At 68.6% G+C, this 20,363-nt stretch carries 16 protein-coding genes; 9 read left to right on the top strand and 7 right to left on the bottom strand.

What is annotated here, in order from left to right; genetic code table 11:
- The first annotated feature begins 5 nt into the window (after window positions 1-5).
- Window positions 6-986 carry a FecR domain-containing protein gene (locus PI990_RS12820; protein ID WP_271660831.1) on the top strand — a complete coding sequence of 327 codons (981 nt, stop codon included), beginning with the start codon at window positions 6-8 and terminating at the stop codon, window positions 984-986.
- A 585-nt stretch (window positions 987-1,571) separates the two neighbouring features.
- The gene (locus tag PI990_RS12815; protein ID WP_271660830.1) at window positions 1,572-4,034 is read left to right on the top strand and encodes a TonB-dependent siderophore receptor; all 2,463 of its coding nucleotides are present in this window, start codon (window positions 1,572-1,574) and stop codon (window positions 4,032-4,034) included.
- A 464-nt stretch (window positions 4,035-4,498) separates the two neighbouring features.
- On the opposite strand, the gene PI990_RS12810 is transcribed toward PI990_RS12815, so the two are convergent.
- On the bottom strand, window positions 4,499-5,767 hold the full coding sequence (locus PI990_RS12810; RefSeq protein WP_271660829.1) for an MFS transporter: 1,269 nt from the start codon (window positions 5,765-5,767) through the stop codon (window positions 4,499-4,501).
- 79 nt (window positions 5,768-5,846) lie between these two features.
- On the opposite strand from PI990_RS12810, the gene PI990_RS12805 reads away from it, so the two are divergent.
- Complete coding sequence (locus tag PI990_RS12805; RefSeq protein WP_184491320.1) at window positions 5,847-6,572, top strand: metalloregulator ArsR/SmtB family transcription factor; 726 nt, start codon at window positions 5,847-5,849, stop codon at window positions 6,570-6,572.
- Between the two features lie 509 nt (window positions 6,573-7,081).
- Window positions 7,082-7,651 carry an ATP phosphoribosyltransferase regulatory subunit gene (locus PI990_RS12800; protein ID WP_271661297.1) on the top strand — a complete coding sequence of 190 codons (570 nt, stop codon included), beginning with the start codon at window positions 7,082-7,084 and terminating at the stop codon, window positions 7,649-7,651.
- Window positions 7,652-7,862: 211 nt separating this feature from the next.
- Here PI990_RS12800 and PI990_RS12795 read toward each other — a convergent pair whose 3' ends face one another.
- On the bottom strand, window positions 7,863-8,726 hold the full coding sequence (locus tag PI990_RS12795) for a helix-turn-helix domain-containing protein (RefSeq protein WP_184491323.1): 864 nt from the start codon (window positions 8,724-8,726) through the stop codon (window positions 7,863-7,865).
- A 135-nt stretch (window positions 8,727-8,861) separates the two neighbouring features.
- Between PI990_RS12795 and pobA the strand changes: the two genes are divergently transcribed.
- Complete coding sequence (gene pobA, locus PI990_RS12790; protein ID WP_271660828.1) at window positions 8,862-10,046, top strand: 4-hydroxybenzoate 3-monooxygenase; 1,185 nt, start codon at window positions 8,862-8,864, stop codon at window positions 10,044-10,046.
- A gap of 12 nt (window positions 10,047-10,058) precedes the next feature.
- Here the strand turns inward: pobA and PI990_RS12785 are convergent, their stop codons facing one another.
- On the bottom strand, window positions 10,059-10,526 hold the full coding sequence (locus PI990_RS12785) for a hypothetical protein (RefSeq protein ID WP_271660827.1): 468 nt from the start codon (window positions 10,524-10,526) through the stop codon (window positions 10,059-10,061).
- Between the two features lie 194 nt (window positions 10,527-10,720).
- Between PI990_RS12785 and PI990_RS12780 the strand changes: the two genes are divergently transcribed.
- Together PI990_RS12780 and PI990_RS12775 are read left to right on the top strand one after the other, a co-directional pair.
- Window positions 10,721-11,668, top strand: a complete 948-nt coding sequence (locus PI990_RS12780) for a LysR substrate-binding domain-containing protein (protein ID WP_271660826.1) — start codon at window positions 10,721-10,723, stop codon at window positions 11,666-11,668.
- Window positions 11,661-12,536: a LysR substrate-binding domain-containing protein gene (locus PI990_RS12775; RefSeq protein WP_271660825.1), complete on the top strand. Its 876-nt coding sequence runs from the start codon at window positions 11,661-11,663 to the stop codon at window positions 12,534-12,536. The genes PI990_RS12780 and PI990_RS12775 overlap by 8 nt, the downstream gene beginning before the upstream one ends.
- A 60-nt stretch (window positions 12,537-12,596) precedes the next feature.
- Here the strand turns inward: PI990_RS12775 and PI990_RS12770 are convergent, their stop codons facing one another.
- The 4 genes from PI990_RS12770 to fae form a co-directional block, all read right to left on the bottom strand.
- Window positions 12,597-13,949 (bottom strand): MFS transporter, encoded by a 1,353-nt coding sequence (locus PI990_RS12770; RefSeq protein WP_271660824.1) that lies wholly within the window; start codon window positions 13,947-13,949, stop codon window positions 12,597-12,599.
- 85 nt (window positions 13,950-14,034) lie between these two features.
- Entirely contained in the window at window positions 14,035-15,477 is a 1,443-nt protein-coding gene (locus PI990_RS12765; RefSeq protein WP_271660823.1) for an NAD-dependent succinate-semialdehyde dehydrogenase, read from the bottom strand.
- Window positions 15,474-16,508, bottom strand: coding sequence for an aldo/keto reductase (locus PI990_RS12760; protein ID WP_184491344.1), 1,035 nt, complete (start codon window positions 16,506-16,508; stop codon window positions 15,474-15,476). The genes PI990_RS12765 and PI990_RS12760 overlap by 4 nt, the downstream gene beginning before the upstream one ends.
- Window positions 16,509-16,518: 10 nt before the next feature.
- On the bottom strand, window positions 16,519-17,031 hold the full coding sequence (gene fae / locus PI990_RS12755; RefSeq protein ID WP_271660822.1) for a formaldehyde-activating enzyme: 513 nt from the start codon (window positions 17,029-17,031) through the stop codon (window positions 16,519-16,521).
- A 446-nt stretch (window positions 17,032-17,477) separates the two neighbouring features.
- Between fae and PI990_RS12750 the strand changes: the two genes are divergently transcribed.
- Window positions 17,478-18,788, top strand: coding sequence for an OprD family porin (locus tag PI990_RS12750; RefSeq protein ID WP_271661296.1), 1,311 nt, complete (start codon window positions 17,478-17,480; stop codon window positions 18,786-18,788).
- A 55-nt stretch (window positions 18,789-18,843) separates the two neighbouring features.
- Window positions 18,844-20,268, top strand: coding sequence for an aldehyde dehydrogenase (gene aldA, locus PI990_RS12745; RefSeq protein WP_271660821.1), 1,425 nt, complete (start codon window positions 18,844-18,846; stop codon window positions 20,266-20,268).
- Window positions 20,269-20,363 lie beyond the last annotated feature (95 nt).

The raw sequence follows: 20,363 nt of genomic DNA, 5'->3' as shown, positions 1-20,363 counted from the left end.
GCGGCATGGCCAGCCCGGAACGCACCCTCAGCCACGCCAGCCTGCAACAGGCCGCCAACTGGTACGTGCTGCTCCACGACGACGCCCCCAGCGCCCAGCTGCGGGCGCAGTGGCAGGCCTGGCTCGACCAGCAACCCGAACACCGCGATGCCTGGCACTACGTCGAGCGAGTGGGCCAGCGCTTCGCCCCGCTGCAAACCGGCGGCGAACGCGAGCTGGCCAGCCGCATGCTCCGTGACGACCCGCGCCGCATCAGCCGCCGCCAGGGCCTCAAGACCCTGCTGGTGGTGGGCGCCGGTTCGCTGCTCGGCTGGGGCACCTGGCGCACCACGCCGCTGCCGCGCCTGGTGGCCGGCTGGTCGGCGGACTTCGTCACCGGCACCGGCGAAACCCGCGAAACCCTGCTGGCCGACGGCAGCCATATGTGGCTGCGCGCGCAGAGCGCCGTGGACGCCGCCTTCGACACCGAGCAGCGCCTGCTGCGGCTGCGCTTCGGCGAAGTGCTGATCGACACCGCCAAGGATGCGACGCGGCCCTTCCTGCTGGAAAACCAGCACGGCCGCCTGCGCGCCCTCGGCACGCGCTTCGGTGTGCGCCAGGACGACGGCATCACCCGCCTCAGCGTCTACCAGGGCGCGGTGGAAGTGCGCACCGCCGACAGCGGCCAGCTCAGCGTCATCGAGGCCGGCCAGCGGGTCGACTTCGACGGCCTGTCCCTCGGCACCCCGGCCCCGGTGCAACGGGCCGGCGAATCCTGGACCCGCCAGGTACTGGTGGCCGACGACATGCCCCTGGGCGAGCTGATCACCGCCCTCGCCCGCTACCGCCACGGCCACCTCGGCTGCCACCCGGCGGTCGCCCAGCTACCGGTGATGGGCGCCTTCCCCCTGGGCGACACCGAGCAGGCGCTGGAACTGCTCAGCGCCGCCCTGCCCATCCGCGTGCAACGCCTCACCGACTGGTGGCTCAGCGTCGAGCCTGCCTGATGCTTACCCGCGTGGGTTTCGCCGAGCTCGCGGAACGCCGCCCGACCCACCCTACGAAAAGCCGTATGCACCTGATGGTGATGCGCACATCAATGGTGGGCTAAGTACCCATGTTGGAGCAGGCGCCAAATGCCCCCTTTCAGAAGGCCGAACGCAGTCGTTGCGCAGGGGGACGAGTGGCATGGATGCCACGAGAGGCGCGACTGGCCATGGATGGCCCTTCGCGCCGGCCCCGACGCTGCTTGCAGCGAACGCACTTCAGTGCGGCCCAAAGGGCGAGCGCAGCGAGTAAGCGACGATGGAGAGAGGGAAGTCTGGCGCCAGCCAGACCCGCATGTCGGGGGCGAGTTTTTTGGTTCCTTTTCACTGGGCTGGCGTTCCAGCGATTGGAAAAGGGACTCGCCCGGGAGGGCGAAACCAGAAGCATCAGCAGAACTCGGAAATCAGCTGGACTCGAATCCCCTGGCAACACCTGACCCAGACATAGCCACAAATATTTTTCAGCGAGCGGTTCCCTTTTTCATTTCTCGTTCGGTTCAACCAGACAACAACGCCATCCGCCACCGAACATTTCCAGGGGACACCATGCACTTGCTCGCCAACCCGACCCTCCGTTTCGCCCTGCGGCCGCTCGCGCTCGCCATCCCGGTCGCCCTGCTCGGCGCCGCGCAACTGGCCCTGCCCGCCTCGCTGGCCCAGGCCGAAACCGCGCAACAGGGCGTCGCCGAGCGTCAGTACGACATCGCCCCGGGCCCCCTGGTCGCCTCGCTCAACGAATTCAGCAGCCAGGCCGGCATCTACCTCGCCGGCCACAACAGCCTGGCCGCCGGCAAGACCAGCGCCGGCCTGCACGGCCGCTTCAGCGTCACCCAGGGCCTCGCCACACTGCTGCAGAACAGCGGCCTGCAGGCCGTCGACCAGGGCAACGGCGGCTTCGTCCTGCAGCCGGCCCCCCAGGACGGCGCGATGCAACTGGCGCCGACCGCCATCGTCGGCAGCGGCCTCGCCAGCGGCCTCGGCCAGAGCGACCCTGGCTACCGCGCCGAAGTCAGCACCACCGCCGGCAAGACCGCCACCGCCCTGGCCGACACGCCACGCTCGGTGTCCGTGGTCACCCGCCAGCGCATGGACGACCAGAAGTCGCAGACCCTCACCGAAGTGCTCGGCTACGTGCCCGGCATCTTCGCGCCGCCCTTCGCCGCCGGTGACGGCCAGGCCGGCGACCTGTTCTTCGTCCGTGGCTTCAACGCCACCGACTGGGGCTACGGCCTGCTCCGCGACGGCCTGCGCGTGCAGGGCAACCGCTACGACACCAGCAGCGAGCCCTACGGCCTGGAGCGCGTCGAAGTGTTCCGCGGCCCGACCTCGATCCTCTACGGCGAGAACGCCCCGGGTGGCGTGGTCAACATGGTCAGCAAGCGCCCCACCGCCAACCCGCGCGGCGAGGTCGAGCTCACCTACGGCAGCAACAACCGCCGCCAGTTGGGCATCGACGTCTCCGGCCGGCTGAGCGAAGGCGACAACGTCCTCGGCCGCCTGGTGATGCTCGGCCGCAACGCCGACAGCCAGGTCGACGGCCAGCCGGATGATCGCCTCTACATCGCCCCGTCCATGACCTTCAACCTCAGCGACGCCACCTCGCTGACGCTGCTGTCGACCTACCAGCGCGACCGCACCCTAATGGAGCTGGGCTACCCCGCCGCCGGCACCCTGCTGCGCAACCCCAACGGCAAGATCGACAAGGACACCCTGCTCGGCCACCCCGACTGGGACAAGTTCGAGCGCGAAACCTGGACCCTGGGCTACGAGTTCTCCCACCAGCTCAACGACACCTGGCAGTTCCGCCAGAACTCGCGCTACATGCAGTCGCGCATCGACCGCCACGAGATGTGGCCCGGCAACCTCAACGCCGGCGGCTTCGGCACCACCCTCGCCTACACCGCCTACGACCGCACCAACAAATCCATCGCCTACTCCCTGGACAACCAGTTCGAAGGCCACTTCGCCAGCGGCGATTTCGACCACACGGTGCTGCTCGGCGCCAGCCTCGACCGCACCTCGTTCAACCAGAACTGGGATGCCGGCGCCGGTGGCCTGATCAACGTCTTCAACCCGGTCTGGACCAGCACCCCGACCACCCCAGTGCACATCCAGAACGCCCAGCTCGACCAGTCGATGTACGCCGCCTATAGCCAGCTGCAGACCCGCTACGACAACTGGGTGCTGCTGCTCGGTGGCCGCCTCGACCGGGTCAACAGCCAGTACCGCAACAAGCCCGGCACCACCAACGCCGCCGCCGACCTCGACTACTGGGACACCGACTTCACCTGGCAGGCCGGCCTGATGTACCAGTTCGACAACGGCCTCTCGCCCTACGTCAGCTACTCCACGGCCTTCGCCCCGACCCAGCAGACCTCCAGCCGCTCCGGCCCCCTGGACCCGACCACCGCCGAGCAGTACGAAGCCGGCATCAAGTACGAGCCCAAGGGCTGGAACACCTCCTTCACCGCCTCCGTCTACGACCTGCGCAAGACCGATGACGTGATCTTCGACAGCGCCGCCAACGACTACCGCCAGGTGGGCGAGAGCCGCGCCAAGGGCGTGGAGCTGGAACTCAACAGCGACGTCACCGAGAACATCAACCTCACCGCCGCCTACACCTACACCGACTCGCGCATCACCAAGGACGCCCAGGGCTCGCTGCTCGAAGACCACCAGATGACCGGCGTACCGCGCAACCAGGCCTCGGCCTGGGCCAGCTACCGCTTCCTCGACGGCGCCCTCAAGGGCCTGCGCATCGGCGGTGGCGTGCGCCACTTCGACAGCACCTTCGCCTACACCGCCGCCTCGCTCTACGGCCGCCTGGACACCGGCGACGTGACCCTGCTGGACGCCGCCGTCGGCTACACCATCAACGACAACTGGTCCGCCGAGGTGAACGCCAAGAACCTCCTCGACAAGGAATACGTCGCCGGCTGCAACAACGCCGGGCGCTGCTACTGGGGCGAAGAACGCAGCCTGCTGGGCTCGGTCTCCTTCCACTGGTAAGCGGCCCACCCAAGCCACTGCGCCGAACGATACGGAGGGTGGACGACGCTCTTCTCGTCCACCAATCGGTGCCACCAGGGAGCACGAATGCCCGTAGGTTGGGCTGAGGCACGAAGCCCAACACGACACGGCCGAACCCCGCTCCGTTGGGCCTCGCTGCGCTCGGCGCCAACCTACGGCGCCGTGCCCAACCCAAACCACCGCGCCGACCGACGCGTCGGGTGGACGACGCCCGTTTCGTCCACCAATCGGTGCAACCGGGAAGCACGGATTCCCGTAGGTTGGGCTGAGGCACGAAGCCCAACACGACACGGCCGAACCCCGCCCCGTTGGGCCTCGCTGCGCTCGGCGCCAACCTACGGCGCCGTCCCAACCACAGGGTGCCAATCGACGCGTAGGGTGGACGACGCTCTTTTCGTCCACCAATCGGTGCAGCCGGGGAGCGCGGGCCTGACAAAGGCCATTCAGCGCCCCAATGCCTGTTGCCGGGCGGCAGCCGTCACGCCCCGCGCGGCACCGCCCAGGCTCAGCGCCAGGATCGCCAGCAGCTGCACAGCGCCAGCACCGATGAACAACGCACTGGACGCTGCAGCCGCATCGCCCATCGCCAGCAACACGCCGAAGATGGCCGGGGCAAAGGCGTAGCAGCCCTGGGCCATGGCCACGATCAACGCCACCACGCGGGGCACGTCGCCACGCTCGAACTCGCTCTGGGCGATCAGCGGCGGCAAGGAAGTGGCATTGCCGATCCCCACCCCGAACAGCGCCACGCCCAGCCACACCAGCGCCACATGGGCATCGGCCATCAGCAACGCCAGGCAACCCAACAGCTGCACCCCATAGCTCATGCAAGCCACCGTGCGCCGGTTGGTGCCGGGGCGGATGCAGGCGCCCACCAGGGTGCGCCCGACTATCGCGCACAGGGTCGCCAGGCCCATGGCCAGCCCGGCCTGCTGCTCGCCCAGCCGGGGCACCAGCAGCAGGAACAGGTGGGCGATCAGGCCGATCTGCGCGAACAGCCCCAGGGCCATGCCCGCCGCCAGGCTGAGGAAGCGCCGGTCAGTCCAGAGCGCGCGTCCTGCCAGCGTGCGCGCCGGGGCGACCTGGGCGACAGCAGCGCTCGACGCATCCAGGCCATCGGGCTGCTGGCCGAGGCGTTCCGGCGTGAAGCGGAACACCCGCCAGGCGCAGAAGCCGATCACCAGCAACGCCAGCGCACCCACCAGCAGCGATGCCGGCGCGAACCCCAGGCGCGCGATCAGGAAGACCCAGGCCGAGGAAAACACCACCCCGCCCAGGCTCGCGCCGTTATAAGCCATGCCCAGCGCCGCCGGGCGCTTCGCCACGAACCAGGGCGAGATGATCGCGTTCACCGCCGCCGCCCCCAGCGTCACCCAGCCCAAGCCGCTCAGGGTCGCCGCCAGGAACAGCTGCCAGGGCTGCACCGCCACCGCCCAGCCGAACACCCCCAGCACCAGCGACAGGGTGCCCGTGACGGTGACCCGGGGAATCCCGAAGCGCCCATAGAGCCGTGGCAGGTTGGCGATCACCAGGGTGCCGGCGAGAAAATGCAGGGTCACCGCCGCCGAGCACAGCTCCACCGACCAGCCGGTGCGCTGGATCACCGCATAGAGGTAGATGGGCGGCCCGTAGAAGCCGATGCCCCAGCCGAACATGGCCAGTACGAAGGTCGCCAGTACCACCCTGGCGCCGAAAAATTCCGAGCTTTTCATGTGCACACTCCATTCCCGTCCAGTGAATGAATGGCAGTATGCTCAGGCGCAAAAGGGACACTTCGAGGGCCATCGAAACATGGATGCACAGACCGCCGACCACCAGCTCTCCGGCATCGCCGGGGCCATCGCCGACCCTGCTCGCGCGCGGATGCTCTGCAGCCTTCTCGACGGCCACGCGCGCACCGCCACCGAGCTGGCCGCCGTCGCCGACATCAGCGCCTCCACCGCCAGCAGCCACTTCGCCCGCCTGCGCGACAGCGGTCTGGTGGAGATGCTGGTCCAGGGCCGCCACCGCTACTACCGGCTGGCCAATGCCCGGGTGGCCACGGCGCTGGAAGCGCTGCTGATCGTCTCCGACCTGCCCCGCCCCACCTTCAAGCCCTCCACCCCATCCGCCCTGCGCTATGCCCGCACCTGCTACGACCACTGCGCGGGTGAGCTGGCGGTGAAACTGCACGACGTGCTGCTGGGCTCCGGCTGGATCGAAGCCGACGGCCGCGACTACCGCCTCACCGCCAGCGGCGCCGACGCCCTGGCCGAACTGGGCCTGGACCTCGACGCGCTGCACCAGCAACGCCGCCGCCTCGCCTACCCCTGCATGGACTGGAGCCAACGCGCCCCGCACCTGGGCGGCGCCCTCGGCGCGCTGCTGCTGGAGCTGATGCTCAAGCGCGGCTGGCTCACCCGCCACCTCGACTCCCGCGCCCTGCGCATCACCCCCAAGGGCAGCGCCCAGCTCCAACGCCGCTTCGGCATCAAGGCCAAGACAATCGACGACGGCCTGCACAGCCAGGCGAGCTGACCTCGCGGGTTCCACCCGCCCTAAGGCGCCATCCCAACCACAGGGTGCCAATCGACGCGTAGGGTGGACGACGCTCTTTTCGTCCACCGAACGGTGCCACCAGGGAGCGCGGAGCCAGGGCAGCCCTGCGGGCTGCTTGGCGACTGAAGTCGCCCCTACAAATGGCTGCCACCTGGAAGCGCGGAGCCTGTAGGTCGGCTATCAATTCCGAGCCGCCCCCTTGCCGGCGAACGATGGCCCATGCCAGGATTCGCGCCATGAACAGCTTCCCGAGCAACCGCATCCATCATCACGGCCCCCCTTCCGGGCGCCGTGATTGCTCATGCCCGTTGCAAGCCGACTGAACCGGCTGCGATGGACACGCAAAGGCGCCCAAGGGCGCCTTTTTTCATGCCTGTAGAAAACCAGAGAGGAACCAGAAATGACCATGCTACGAGGAACCCGGATCATCACCGGCGAAGAAGCCAAAGCCATGCGCGAGATCGAGGGCCGCTTCCGGAGCTGGCTTCATCGACGCCGGGGCTGAGGAAGCGATAGTCCCCGCGCTGTGGGGCCAGGACACCTTCATCGAGAAGACCGGCGGCAGCGAGATCATGGGCCAGATGTGGGCCTTCGATGACAAGGCCGGGCGCCCCTGCTGCCTGATCCCCGAAGCCACCGCGCTGTTCCAGGAGCGCAGCGCCCTCCTGCTGGCCGGGCGCCGGGAAGCCACCTTCTTCTACGCCGCCCGCTGCTACCGCTACGAGCGTCCCCAGGCCCTGCGCTACCGCGAATTCACCCAACTGGGCGTCGAGGTGCTCGGCGACCCCGAGCGCGGCCTGGCCCGCAGCCAGGCGCTTTGCATCGGCTTCCTCGACTCGCTCGGGCTGACGTATGAACTGGACCTGCGTGCCAGCCGCGGGCTGACCTACTACCTGGGTGGCCAGGGCTTCGAAGTGCGCTGCCCGGTGCTCGAGAACCAGCGCCAGGTGGTGGGCGGCGGCGCCTATGCCGAAGGCGCCGGCTTCGGCATCGGGCTCGAACGCCTGGCCATGGCGCTGGCCCTGCAGCGTGGCCGGGAAACACCCACCTCTTCGTAGGTTGGGCTGAGGCACGAAGCCCAACGTTGCGCGGCCGAACATCGCTGCGTTGGGCCTCGCTGCGCTCGGCGCCAACCTACGGTGCTGTGCCGACCCAAACCACCGCGCCGACCCATGCGGGTGGACGACGCTCTTTTCGTCCACCAAGCGGAGCCACCGGGGGCGCGGAGCCAGAGCAGCCCTGCGGCCTGCTTGGCGACTGAAGTCGCCCCTACCGCCGTATGCGGAATGCCTTGGGCGATTGCCCGGTGCCGCGCTTGAAGAAGCGTGAGAAGTAGGCCGGTTCGGAGAAGCCCAGGCTGTCGGAGACCTGGTTGATGGTCATGGCCGTGTAGACCAGGCAGCGCTTGGCCTCCAGCAGCAGGCGGGCACTGATCATCTGCAACGCCGATTGCCCGGCCAGGCGCCGGCACAGGGCGTTGAGGTGGGCGGCGCTGATACCGAGGGTGGCGGCGTACCAGTCGATGGGGCGGTGCTCGCGGTAATGGGCTTCGAGCAGGCGGGTGAAGCCCTGCAGGTGCTCGCGGCCACGGTCCTGCACCGGCGCCTCGGCGCGGGAAAGCGCCAGGGAGCGGCGCCCCACCCACACCAGCAGCGCGCTGATCAGCGATTGCAGCATCAGCTCGCGCCCCGGTGCCTGCTCGGCGTATTCCTGGGCCAGGGATTCGAACAGCGCATCCAGGTAGCGCTTCTGCCCCGCCACCGGGTAGCAGGCGGCGCGGGCCAACGGCGGCTCGTCGAGGGCCGCGCCGAGCTGCTCCACCAGCGGCAGCGCCAGGCTGAGCACATAGCCACGGATGTCCTCCGAGAAGCGGAAGCCGTGCACGCAGAGCGCCGGCACCACCTGCAACGCGGCCACGTCCACGTGGCTGACCACACCCTCCACTTCCAGCTCCGCGGTGCCGCCCTGCACATAGAGCAGTTGCACCAGCTCGCCATGGCGGTGGGGGCGGATGTCCCAGTCGTGCAGGGCACTGCGCGCGGGAATCGACTCGCAATGGATCAGGTCCGGCGTCGGCCAGGCGTCGGTCTCGCCGTAGAGACGGAACACCGGGACCGGGGAATGCTGCGGCATGACACCCTCGGAAAGTCCATGAAACCAACTGGATAGTGCCTTCAAAGGCACCCGCCATCCACCAAAAATACAGGGACACACAACAACAAGCGGGCCCGGCGGCGTGTCGACCGAGGCCCCATGAGGACAACAACAATGAAGACTCGCATCGCCATCATCGGCGCCGGCCCCTCCGGCCTCCTGCTCGGCCAACTGCTGCACAAGGCCGGTATCGACAACGTCATCCTCGAACGCCAGTCCGCCGACCATGTGCTCGGCCGCATCCGTGCCGGCGTGCTGGAACAGGGCATGGTCGAGCTGCTGCGCGAAGCCGGCGTCAGCGCGCGCATGGACCGCGAAGGGCTGGTCCACGACGGCTTCGAACTGGCCTTCGACGGCCGCCGCGAACGCATCGACCTCAAGGGCCTCACCGGCGGCCGCGCGGTGATGATCTACGGCCAGACCGAAGTCACCCGTGACCTGATGGAGGCCCGCCAGGCCTGCGGCGCACCGACCTTCTACAGCGCCACCGACGTCGCCCTGCACGACCTGCAAGGCGACAGCCCCCACGTCACCTTCACCCACGGGGGCGAGGTGCACCGCCTGGACTGCGACTACATCGCCGGCTGCGACGGCTTCCACGGCGTGGCGCGCCAGTCCATCCCCGCCGGGGTGCTCAAGACGTTCGAACGGGTCTACCCCTTCGGCTGGCTCGGCGTGCTGGCCGACACCCCGCCGGTGGCCGAGGAGCTGATCTACGCCGCCCACGAACGGGGTTTCGCCCTGTGCAGCATGCGCTCGCCGACCCGCACCCGTTACTACGTGCAGGTGGGCATGGATGAACGGGTGGAGGACTGGCCCGACGCGCGTTTCTGGGAGGAGCTCAAGCGCCGCCTGCCTGCCGAGACGGCCGCGAGCCTGGTCACCGGGCCGTCCATCGAGAAGAGCATCGCGCCCCTGCGCAGCTTCGTGGTCGAGCCCATGCAGCACGGCCGGCTGTTCCTGGTGGGCGATGCCGCGCACATCGTCCCGCCCACCGGCGCCAAGGGCCTGAACCTCGCCGCCAGCGACGTCAGCACCCTCCACCGCATCCTCCTGGCCGTGTACCGCGAAGGCCGCCACGCACTCACTGCGCGCTACTCGGAGATCTGCCTGAAACGCATCTGGAAGGCCGAGCGCTTCTCCTGGTGGATGACCTCGATGCTGCACCGCTTCCCCGACACCGACGCCTTCAGCCGACGCATGCAACAGGCCGAGCTGGACTACTTCGTCGGCTCCGAAGCCGGGCGCACCAGCATCGCCGAGAACTACGTGGGGTTGCCTTATGAGCCGGTGGAGTGAGGGGGTGGCCTGTCAGCGCTTTTCCACGGTGATGGGGGTGGCCTTCAGCCGATAGGCATCGACCACGACCTGCGCCTCCGCCTTCGACAGCACGTCGAGCTGCGCCTGGCGCAGGGTCTCCTCGGAGCTGTACATCGAGCGCAGCAGCACCAGCCGGTACACGTCCATGCGTTCCTCCGGCGTGCTGCAGCGGCTGGCGCAGAACTGGCGGTAGACCCGCGCCATCTCCTCGAAGATGACCAGGTTGGCCTCGGGGTCGGCGTCGCGCTTGTAGAGGTCCACCGCCCGCGCGTAGCTGATGCCGTCGATGGGTTCGAAGACATCCGTCACCGCACGGATGCGCGCCAGCAGTGGCGCCGGCAGTTGCTCGTGCACGCGGTCGTTGAGGCGCACGCTGTTGGGGTCGACCGTCTGGGCCGCCGCTACCGGGCCGCTGATGAGGAGTGCCAGGCAGGTGCCGATGAGTGTCTTGAAGCGCATGGGAAAGGTCCGTCTCTCGGGGAGCGTCATCCTAGCGCGCGACGCCCGCCGCCGCACCGGGTCACCGTCCGGCGGTGGGGAAACCCGGTGATGTTCCCGCAGGCGCCCTGCTCCGGTTGACGTTGCCAAGGGGCCGGCGGCAGGATGGCGCCACCCCGGCCGCCACCGATGCGGTCGTCACGACAAGTACAAGAATGAAACGCAAGATCCCTGCCCTCAACGCCCTCAAGGCCTTCGAGATCGCCGGCAGCACCGGCAGCTTCACCCGCGCTGCCGAACAGCTCAACGTCACCCAGAGTGCGGTCAGCCGCCAGGTGCGCCAGCTGGAAGAGCAGATCGGCGAAGAGCTGCTGATACGTCGCCACCACCACCTGGAACTCACCCGCGCGGGGCGCAAGCTGCTGGACGCGCTGAACCAGTCCTTCGACCGCATCGAGCTGGCGGTGCGCGCCATCCAGCAGAAGAGCCACCTCAACCGCCTGCGCGTCAACGCACCGCCGACCTTCACCAGCCGCTGGCTGCTGCCGCGCCTGGGACGCCTGCGCGAGCAGCACCCGGAGCTGGAGCTGAGCATCACCACGCGGCTGCAGGACAGCCTGGCCGAGACCGGCACCCTGGATTGCGCCATCCGCTTCGGCAACGGCGAGTGGGAACAGCTGGACGCCACCCTGCTGATGCAGGAGCGCCATATCGCCGTGTGCTCGCCGGGGCTGCTGGCCAGCGTGCAGGGCAACGGCGAGGCGCCGGACCTGGAGCGCATGACGCTGCTGCACGTGCTGGCCAGCGAGGACCGCCGCTACCAGACCTGGCAGCACTGGCTGGACGCTGCCGGGATTCGCGGCGTGGATACCCGTGGCGGCTATGAATTCGATCTGCTGGACCTGGCCATACGCGCAGCCCTGGATGGCCTCGGCATCACCATCGCCGACTGGCACATGGTCACCCGCGAACTCGCGGCGGGCCAGCTCACCCAGGTGCTCAACGTGCACGTCGAAGGCCACCAGTCGTACTGGCTGGTAACCCGCCCGGAGCAGGCCGAGTCGGCGGCGCTGCGCACCTTCCAGGCCTGGTTGCAGCAGGAGGTGTGGCTGTCCACACGCAACCTGGCACCCTCCACCGCCGCAGGTGAAGAGGATGCGTGAACTGCCGTCGCTCAACGCCTTGCGGGTGTTCGAGGAAGTGGCCCGCCACAGCAGCTTCAGCCGCGCGGCCCTGGCGCTGAACGTGACCCAGGGCGCTGTCAGCCGGCAGATCAAGCAGCTGGAGGACTACCTCGGCGTGGCCCTGTTCGTGCGCACGCCCCAGGGGCTTGGGCTGACCCCGGCCGGCAGCGCCCTGGTGCCCGGCCTCACCGATGCCTTCGACCGCATGCAGCAGGCCCTGCGCGAGGTGCGGGTGCCCAACCTGCGCCAGCGCCTGCGCATCCTCGCCCCGCCCACCTATGCCACGCGCTGGCTGTCGCCCCGGCTCAAGGGCTTCCACAAGCGCTACCCGGACATCGCCCTGAACGTGCGCAACGACGCCGGGCCGGAAAGCCCCAGCGAGATCGACTGCCGCATCCGCTTCGGCAAGGCGCCGGCCCAGGGCTGGCACAGCCGCCTGCTGCTGTTGGAGCGGCACCTGGCCGTCGCCGCGCCGGAGCTGTTCGAAGCAGGCCAGCCGCCGGTACTGGCGGCCCACCCGCTGCTGCACATCCTCCATGAGGGCCGGCACCTGCAGGTGTGGGAGAACTGGCTGGAGGCCACTGGCCGCAGCGACATCGACCCCAGCCAGGGCCTGGAATTCAGCACCCTGGACCAGGTGATCCACACCGCCCTGGCCGGCGGCGGCCTGGCGGTGATCGACCGACGCATGATCGAGTACGAACTGGCTACCGGGCAGTTGCTGCCCATCAGCCCGGTGGAAGTGGAAGGCCCTTACGGCTACTGGCTGGACGTGCCCAACGGCAGCCACGGCCTGTCGAAGGTGGAGCTGTTCTGCCAGTGGCTGGAGTCCCAGAGCGGGGAATAGCCACAACGCAAAAAGGGCGGCAGCGGGTATCCGCTGCCGCCCCACGCCCTCGAAGCCGGGTCAGGCGGTGCGTGCCACCGCCGCCCGCGTACCCTCCTCGCCCTCCTTCGCCTTGCACGCCTCCGTCAGGGACAGCGCCTTGGTCTCCGGCGCCCAGGCCATGGACACCAGGGCGCCGAACACCAGCACGCCGGCCAGTATCGCCATGGTCGGGTTGAGGCCGATGCCGGCCACGCTCACCGGCAATAGGAAGGTGCTGATGGCCGAGCCCAGGCGGCTGGCGGCGGTGGCCAGCCCGACGCCGCTGGCGCGCACCTCGGTGGGGAAGCTCTCCGCCGGGAACACGCCCACCAGGTTGCTCACCGCCGACAGCACCAGGGTGAACAGGCCGAACAGCGCCACCAGGGCCCAGGCCATGCTGCCCGGCAGCGCCGCCAGGAGGAACAGCGCTGCGGCGAGGATCCAGAAGGAGCCGATGAGGAAGCCGCGCCGGGAGAACTTCACCGTGCACCAGATGCCCGCCAGCGCCCCCAGTACCAGCAGGGCGTTGAGCATCATCTCGGTGCCCATGCCCTCGGCCAGGCCCATCTTCGCCAGGATGGTGGGCAGGAAGGTGTAGATGGCGAAGTACGGCATCACGATGCAGATGAAGAACAGGCAGTTGAAGGCGGTGCGCTTGCGGTACTCGCGGCTGAACAGCACGGCGTAGCCGCTGCGGTTGCGCTGGGGGCGCTCGTCGTCGAGCTCGACGTTGGCACCGATGTGCTTGTGCACGATGGCCCGCGCCTCCTCCACCCGGCCCTGGTTCACCAGCCAGCGCGGCGATTCGGGCGTGCCGATGCGGGCGATGAGGATGATGGCCGCGGGGATCGCCGAGGACGCCAGCATCCAGCGCCAGGCGTCGTCGCCCAGCCCGAGCATGGCGGTGCCGACGAAGGTGGCGGCGACGTAGCCGAAGGTCCAGATCACGCTGAAGGAGCCCAGCAGCACGCCGCGATGCTGCCTCGGCGCGAACTCCGCCAGCAGGGTGTGGCCGACGCTGTAGTCGCCGCCCAGGCCGATGCCGATGAGCACCCGCAGGAGGAACAGCTGCAACGCCGTCTCGGCATGGAACTGCAGCACTGAAGCCAGGGTGATCAGCACGAAGCTGATGACGAAGATCTTCTGCCGCCCGACGTAGTCGGAGATCCAGCCGAAGAACAGGCTGCCGAGGAACAGGCCGATCAGCGCCGAGGCACCGATCAGGCCCTGCCAGAGCGGGTCGAGCTGCATCTGCGGGCCGATCAGCGTGAAGGCGATGCCGATCAGGCCGAGGATGTAGCCATCGGTGAAGTGCGCGCCGAAGGTGAGGCCGGCGATACGGATGTGGAAGCGCCCGAGGGGCGCGTCGTCCAGCTTGATGGTGTGTGACATGTCCAGCTCCCTTTCTTGTTGTTCGCCGTAGCGGTGGGAACAGGGCTCCATGTGAAGCCCCGAGCGGGCCGGGAAAAGCCCCGGTTCAAACGATCGAGAGTCCTCCCATCAGGAGGTACTTGATCTCCAGGTAGTCCTCGATGCCGTACTTCGAGCCTTCGCGGCCCAGGCCGGATTCCTTGATGCCGCCGAAGGGCGCCACCTCGGTGGAGATGATCCCTTCGTTGATGCCCACCATCCCCGCTTCCAGGCCCTCGGCCATGCGCCAGACGCGGCCGATGTCGCGGCTGTAGAAGTAGGCGGAAAGGCCGTAGGGGGTGTCGTTGGCACGGGCCAGCACCTCGGCCTCGTCCTTGAAGCGGAAGCACGCCGCCACCGGGCCGAAGGTCTCCTCGCCGGCGATCAGCATGTCCGCCGTGGCATCGCCCAGCAGCGTGGGCTCGAAGAAGGTGCCACCCAACAGGTGGCGACGGCCGCCGCAGATCAGGCTTGCGCCCTTCTCCAGGGCATCGCCCACGTGCTGCTCGACCTTGGCCAGGGCCGCCTCGTTGATCAGCGGGCCCTGGTCGCTCTCGCCCTCCAGCGCGGCGCCCACGCGCAGGGCGCGCACGGCATCGGCCAGCTTGGCGGTGAAGGCCTCGTACACGCCTTCCTGGATGAAGAAGCGGTTGACGCAGACGCAGGTCTGCCCGGTGTTGCGGAACTTGGAGGCCATGGCCCCGCGCACCGCCGCATCCAGGTCGGCGTCGTCGAAGACGATGAAGGGCGCGTTGCCGCCCAGCTCCAGGGAAACCTTTTTCAGGGTCTCCGCCGCCTGGCGCATCAGCAGCTTGCCGGTGCGGGTGGAGCCGGTGAAGGACAGCTTGCGCACCACGCTGGAGGCCTGCAGGGCGCCGCCGATGGCCGGGGCGTCGCCGGAGACGATGTTGAACACCCCGGCAGGGATGCCCGCCTCCTCCGCCAGCACCGCCAGGGCGAAGGCCGAGAGCGGGGTCTCCTCGGAGGGCTTGAGGATCATCGTGCAGCCGGCTGCCAGGGCCGGGCCGACCTTGCGGGTGACCATGGCCAGGGGGAAGTTCCAGGGCGTGATGGCGGCGACCACGCCGATGGGCTCCTTGGTGACGACGATGCGCGCGTCGCCCTTGTGGCTGGGGATCACGTCGCCGTACACGCGCTTGGCCTCCTCGGCGAACCATTCGAGGAAGCTGGCGGCATAGACCACCTCGCCCATCGCCTCGGCCAGGGGCTTGCCCTGTTCGCGACTGAGCAGCTCCGCCAGCTCGCGCTGGTGGGCCAGCATCAGCTCGGCCCAGCGGCGCAGCGGCCGGCTGCGTTCCTTGGCGGTGAGCCCGCGCCAGGCCGGCAGCGCACGCTGGGCGGCGGCGATGGCCAGGTCGGTCTGCTCGGCCCCGCCGCGCGCCACCTCGGCGACCAGCGTGCCGTCGGCCGGGTTGCACACGGCGTAGCGGGCGCCCTCCTCCAGCCAGCGACCGTCGATGTAGTGTCCCTTGCGCAGCAACCGGCTCATGCGATGGCCTCCTTGAGGGTGAAGGTTTCGCCGGCCGGGCGTGCGACACGCAGGATGCGCTTGCCGGCGGTGTAGTCGTTGATCAGGTCGCAGGGCGTGTAGTTGCGCTCCAGCTCGTGCAGTTCGTCCGCCTCCAGGTGGGTGTCCAGGGCAGCCAGGGCACTGTCGAACTGCTCGGTGGAATCCGCGCCCACCAGCATGCAGTCCACCCCCGGGTGGCCGAGCACCCAGGCCTGGGCCACCTGCGCATTGGAAACGCCGCGGCGCCGCGCCACGCGCTGCACCGAACGGGCGATCTCGAAGGAGGCCTCGTCGGCGTACATCTGCTGGGTGAAGAAGTCGGTCTGGTTGCGGGTGGACTGCACGTCGCCGGTGAGCAGGCCCCGTGCCAGCGGGCTGAACACCGAGACGCCCAGGCCCTGGTCGCGGCAGAAGGGGATCATTTCCCGCTCTTCCTCGCGGTAGGCGCAGTTCAGTTGCAGCTGCATGTTGATCGGCTTGACCCAGCCATGGCGCTCGCAGGCCATGAGGATCTTCGCCAGCTGGCCGGTGAGCATGGTGGAGACGCCGATGTAGCGCGCCTTGCCGGCTTTGACGATGTCGTGCATGGCTTCCATCGTCTCTTCCACGGGGGTGTTCACATCGAAGAAATGCAGCATGTAGAGGTCGACGTGATCCATGCCCAGGCGGCCCAGGGAGGCGTCGATGCTGTCCATGATGTGCTTGCGCGAATGGCCGCTGGCGTTGATGCCCTCACGGGTGCCGTAGCCCACCTTGGTGGCGACCACGACATCCTCGCGGCGCGCCTGGCGCTTGAGGATGCGCCCCACCACCTCCTCGCCCACGCCTGCGGAATAGAAGTCCGCCAGGTCGATGAAGTTCACCCCCTTGTCCAGGGCGTGGCGGACGATCGGCTCGCTCTTGCGCTCGTCGAAGATCCACGGTTTCCACTGCGGCGTGCCCATGTTCATGGTGCCGAGACAGAGCTTGGACACCTGCAGGCCGGAATGGCCGAGACGTACGTACTGCATGGCGGCCTCCTCAGGCTTTCGGGGTGTAGAAGGGGTTGGCGATGGCGCCCGCCACATCGGCCAGCTGGGCGCGCGAGGGCAGCCCGGCGAGCGCCGCGCGGATGGCGGTGCGGCAGGCGTTGTAGTTGTTCAGGTAGACGGCATCGAGGTCGTCGCAGGCGGGGTTGACCCAGTTGGCGGTGACGATGGCCCACTGGTCCTCGGCTTCCGCCGGCAGGGTGCCGTCCAGCAGCGCCTCGGTCACCGCCTTGGCGATGCCGGCCTGGGAGGCACCCCAGGTGGCGTTGGCGTGCAGGTCGCCGCCGATCTGCGCCTTGTTCACGTAGAGGGTCATGGGCTTGACCGGCACGTTGGGCTGGGCGATGACCATGAAGGGGCAATGGCCCTGGCTGGGGGACGCCAGGCTGTTGGCGAAGGCCTGGCCGGCCGGGCCGTTGCGCGGGCCGATCAGGATGTTGATGTGGGCGGCGTTGACGCCGGGGCCTTCGAAACCTTCGCCGATGTAGAGGTCGAGCTGCTTCATGGGGTCATCCTCAGAGCTTGCATAAAAGTCGGGTAGCTGCCGTGGCCCACCGCTATGGCCGGTTTGCGCCGGGGCGGTTGGGGGCACGTCGTCGGGGGGACGGGGCCGGGCGTCATCCACCAGCGCCAACGCGGGGCAGTGACGACCCGATGCAGAAGCGACTCCAGGGATGGAGGGGCATACATGGGTGCGGTGCTCGTTGTTGTTGTTGGAGGAGCGGTGCCGGTCGAACCAGCTGCGGCGATTTTTAGCACCGCCCGGGCGGCGGCCAGTAGCCAGGAAAACTCAAGGAGCCATGACTAAATCTCATGGCAACTAACATGCGTTTTTCGAATGATCAGCCACGAATTTAATCGTTTGTCCGACAAAGTGGCGGCGACGAACATGGCGCGACCTCACACACAACAACAATCGAGGACGTCAACGTGCCCCACCCTGCCCGCTTACTGCCCAGGCTCCCCACCCTCACCCTCCTGCTCTGCGGCCTGCCCCTGCTCGCCACGGCCGAGGAGAAGGCTCCCGAGGGCTTCATCGAAGGCAGCTCGCTGAAGCTGATCAACCGCAACTTCTACTTCAACCGCGATTTCCGCAGCCGGGGGGACGGCCTGTTCAACGGCCGCCAGCAGAGCTATCGCGAGGAATGGGCCCAGGGTTTCCAGGGCTTCTACAGCTCCGGCTACACCGCGGGCACGGTCGGCGTCGGCCTCGATGCCCACGCCCTGCTGGGGGTAAAGCTCGACAGCGGCGGCGGCACCGCCGGCACCAACCTGCTGCCGCTGGACAGCCGCAACCATGCCGAGGACGACTACTCCGCCGCTGGCGCCGCGCTCAAGCTGCGCGCCTTCGACACCGAGCTGAAGCTGGGCGACCTGTTCCCCGTCACCCCGGTGTTCCAGCGCGGCGACGGCCGCCTGCTGCCGCAGAGCTTCCGTGGCGTCTCGCTGGAGAACCGGAGCATCGACGGCCTAACCCTGCAGGGCGGCCACCTGCACGCGGCACGCAACAAGGCCAGCAGCAACCACGACGGCGAGATGAGCACCGAGTACGGTGGCACCGCCTATGAATCCGCCAGCTACTTCGGCGGCGACTACAGCGCCCCCGACAGCACCCTGCTGAGCCTGTACCAGGCGCGCTACGAGGACGTCTGGAACCAGACCTACCTGAGCCTGGCCCGCAGCTTCGCCCTCGATGACGACAGCGCCCTGGCCCTGGGCGCCAACCTCTACCGCACCCGCGACCAGGGCAGCGCCCGCGCCGGCGAGATCGACACCGACAGCTGGAGCGCCTACGCGCGCCTGAGCATCGGCGCCCACAGCTTCATGCTCGCCCACCAGCGCATCGACGGTGACCAGCCCTTCGACTACCTGGGCGACGGCGACTCCATCTACCTGGCCAACTCGGTGCTCTATTCCGACTTCAACTCGCCCAACGAACGCTCCTGGCAGGTGCGCTACGACCTCGACCTGGCGGCCTTCGGCGTGCCGGGCCTGAGCCTGATGACCCGCTACCTGCGCGGCACCGGCATCGACAACTCCAAGGTCGACCCCAACGGCGCCTATGCCTACTACGCGCGCCTGGGCGACGGCGGCCGCCACTGGGAACGGGACGTCGAGGTGAAGTACGTGGTGCAGAACGGCCCGGCCAAGGACCTCTCCATCGCCGTGCAGCAGACCATCCACCGCGCCAACGCCGCCCAGGCCGATGGCGACGTGGACCAGGTGCGGATCATCACCCAGTACCCCCTGGATATTTTCTAAGAGAACGGCGCCCGGCCCCGTGCCGGGCGCCAACCACGCAACAAGGTAGAGAACCATGCGACACGAGCAGATATTCGTCGGCGGCCAGTTCGTCGAACCCAGGAGCGATGCGACCATCGCCGTGCACAACCCCGCCACCGAGGCGTTGATCGGCCGGGTGCCCGCCGCCACCGCCGCCGAGGCGCTGCACGCGGTGGACGTGGCCGCCGCCGCACAGAAGCGCTGGGGCCGCCTCACCGCCATCGAGCGCGCCGAGCACCTGCGGCGCTTCGCCGATGCCCTGGTGGCCGATGCCGAAGCCATAGGCGCGGCGCTGGCGGCCGAATCCGGCAAGAGCCTGGAAGACGCCAGCAACGAGGCGCGCTACGCCGCCGAGATCACCCGCTACCACGCCGAATGGGCGCGGCGCATCGAGGGCGAGGTGATCCCCAGCGACACCCCCGACGAGACCCTGCTGCTGCAGCGCGAGCCCATCGGCGTGGTGGCCTGCCTGATCCCCTTCAACTACCCGGTCTACACCCTGCTGCGCAAAGTCGCGCCGGCGCTGATCGCCGGCAACACGGTGGTGGTGCGCCCGAGCAACAACACGCCGCTGTCGGCCTTCGCCATTGCCCGCGCCGCCCAGCGTGCCGGGCTGCCGGACGGCGTGTTCAACCTGCTGACAATGGACCACGCCACCGCCGGCGTCCTGTGCACCCACCCGGCGGTGGGCATGATCACCCTCACCGGCAGCGTCAACGCCGGGCGCATGGTGCTGGAGTACTGCAAGGCCAATATCGCCAAGCCCTCCCTGGAGCTGGGCGGCAAGACGCCGGCGATCATCGCCGCCGACGCCGACCTGGAGAAAGCCGCCACCGACCTGGTGCGCTCCAAGACCACCCATTGCGGCCAGCTGTGCACCGCCATCGAACGGGTCTACGTGCAGGCCAGCGTGCACGACCGCTTCCTCGCCCTGCTGAAGGAGAAGATGGCCGCCGTGCGCAGCGGTGATCGCGCCACCGATGCAGGGCTGATGGGCCCGCTGGCCAACGCCGCCGCCCGCGAGCACATCCATGCCCTGGTGCAACGCGCCCAGGCCGAAGGCGCGGTGTTGGAGACCGGCGGCGTGCTGCCGCAAGGGCCCGGCCACTTCTACCCGGCCACCCTGCTCAGCGGCTGCCGCCAGGACATGGAGATCGTCCGCGAGGAAAGCTTCGGCCCCATCCTCCCGGTGCTCGCCTACCAGGACCTGGACGACGCCATCGCCCTGGCCAACGACCACCAGTTCGGCCTGTCCTCGGTGCTCTACACCGAGGACTACCGCAGCGCCATGAAGGTGGCCAACGCCATCGAGGCCGGCGAGCTCTACATCAACCGCACGCCGGCCGACCCCTACCAGGGCTACCACGCCGGCTGGAAGCGTTCCGGCCTCGGCGGCGACGACGGCAAGCACGGCATGCTCGAGTTCACCCAGACCCGCCTGGTGGTGATGAAGTACTGATCCACGGCTGCACCCTGCGCGGCGCGACCGTGCAGGGCATACCAACAAGAACAATGATTGAGGTGCGCGCCCGGCGCGTGCCCGAGGATGCCTCG

The organism is Pseudomonas sp. TUM22785 (genome assembly GCF_028198105.1).
GTDB classification, from domain to species: Bacteria; Pseudomonadota; Gammaproteobacteria; order Pseudomonadales; family Pseudomonadaceae; genus Metapseudomonas; species Metapseudomonas solani.
The sequence above is the reverse complement of the archived record's forward strand: the minus strand, read 5'-3'. Positions and strand labels throughout refer to the sequence as shown.

Bases quoted from the DNA above. Each gene is read 5' to 3' on its own strand.
- PI990_RS12780 (WP_271660826.1), top strand. From the start codon at position 10,721: ATGAAACGCAAGATCCCTGCCCTCAACGCCCTCAAGGCCTTCGAGATC.
- PI990_RS12760 (WP_184491344.1), bottom strand. From the start codon at position 16,508: ATGCAGTACGTACGTCTCGGCCATTCCGGCCTGCAGGTGTCCAAGCTC.
- PI990_RS12815 (WP_271660830.1), top strand. From the start codon at position 1,572: ATGCACTTGCTCGCCAACCCGACCCTCCGTTTCGCCCTGCGGCCGCTC.
- PI990_RS12770 (WP_271660824.1), bottom strand. From the start codon at position 13,949: ATGTCACACACCATCAAGCTGGACGACGCGCCCCTCGGGCGCTTCCAC.
- PI990_RS12775 (WP_271660825.1), top strand. From the start codon at position 11,661: ATGCGTGAACTGCCGTCGCTCAACGCCTTGCGGGTGTTCGAGGAAGTG.
- PI990_RS12810 (WP_271660829.1), bottom strand. From the start codon at position 5,767: ATGAAAAGCTCGGAATTTTTCGGCGCCAGGGTGGTACTGGCGACCTTC.
- pobA (WP_271660828.1), top strand. From the start codon at position 8,862: ATGAAGACTCGCATCGCCATCATCGGCGCCGGCCCCTCCGGCCTCCTG.
- PI990_RS12805 (WP_184491320.1), top strand. From the start codon at position 5,847: ATGGATGCACAGACCGCCGACCACCAGCTCTCCGGCATCGCCGGGGCC.
- PI990_RS12795 (WP_184491323.1), bottom strand. From the start codon at position 8,726: ATGCCGCAGCATTCCCCGGTCCCGGTGTTCCGTCTCTACGGCGAGACC.
- fae (WP_271660822.1), bottom strand. From the start codon at position 17,031: ATGAAGCAGCTCGACCTCTACATCGGCGAAGGTTTCGAAGGCCCCGGC.
- PI990_RS12785 (WP_271660827.1), bottom strand. From the start codon at position 10,526: ATGCGCTTCAAGACACTCATCGGCACCTGCCTGGCACTCCTCATCAGC.
- aldA (WP_271660821.1), top strand. From the start codon at position 18,844: ATGCGACACGAGCAGATATTCGTCGGCGGCCAGTTCGTCGAACCCAGG.
- PI990_RS12820 (WP_271660831.1), top strand. From the start codon at position 6: ATGGCCAGCCCGGAACGCACCCTCAGCCACGCCAGCCTGCAACAGGCC.
- PI990_RS12765 (WP_271660823.1), bottom strand. From the start codon at position 15,477: ATGAGCCGGTTGCTGCGCAAGGGACACTACATCGACGGTCGCTGGCTG.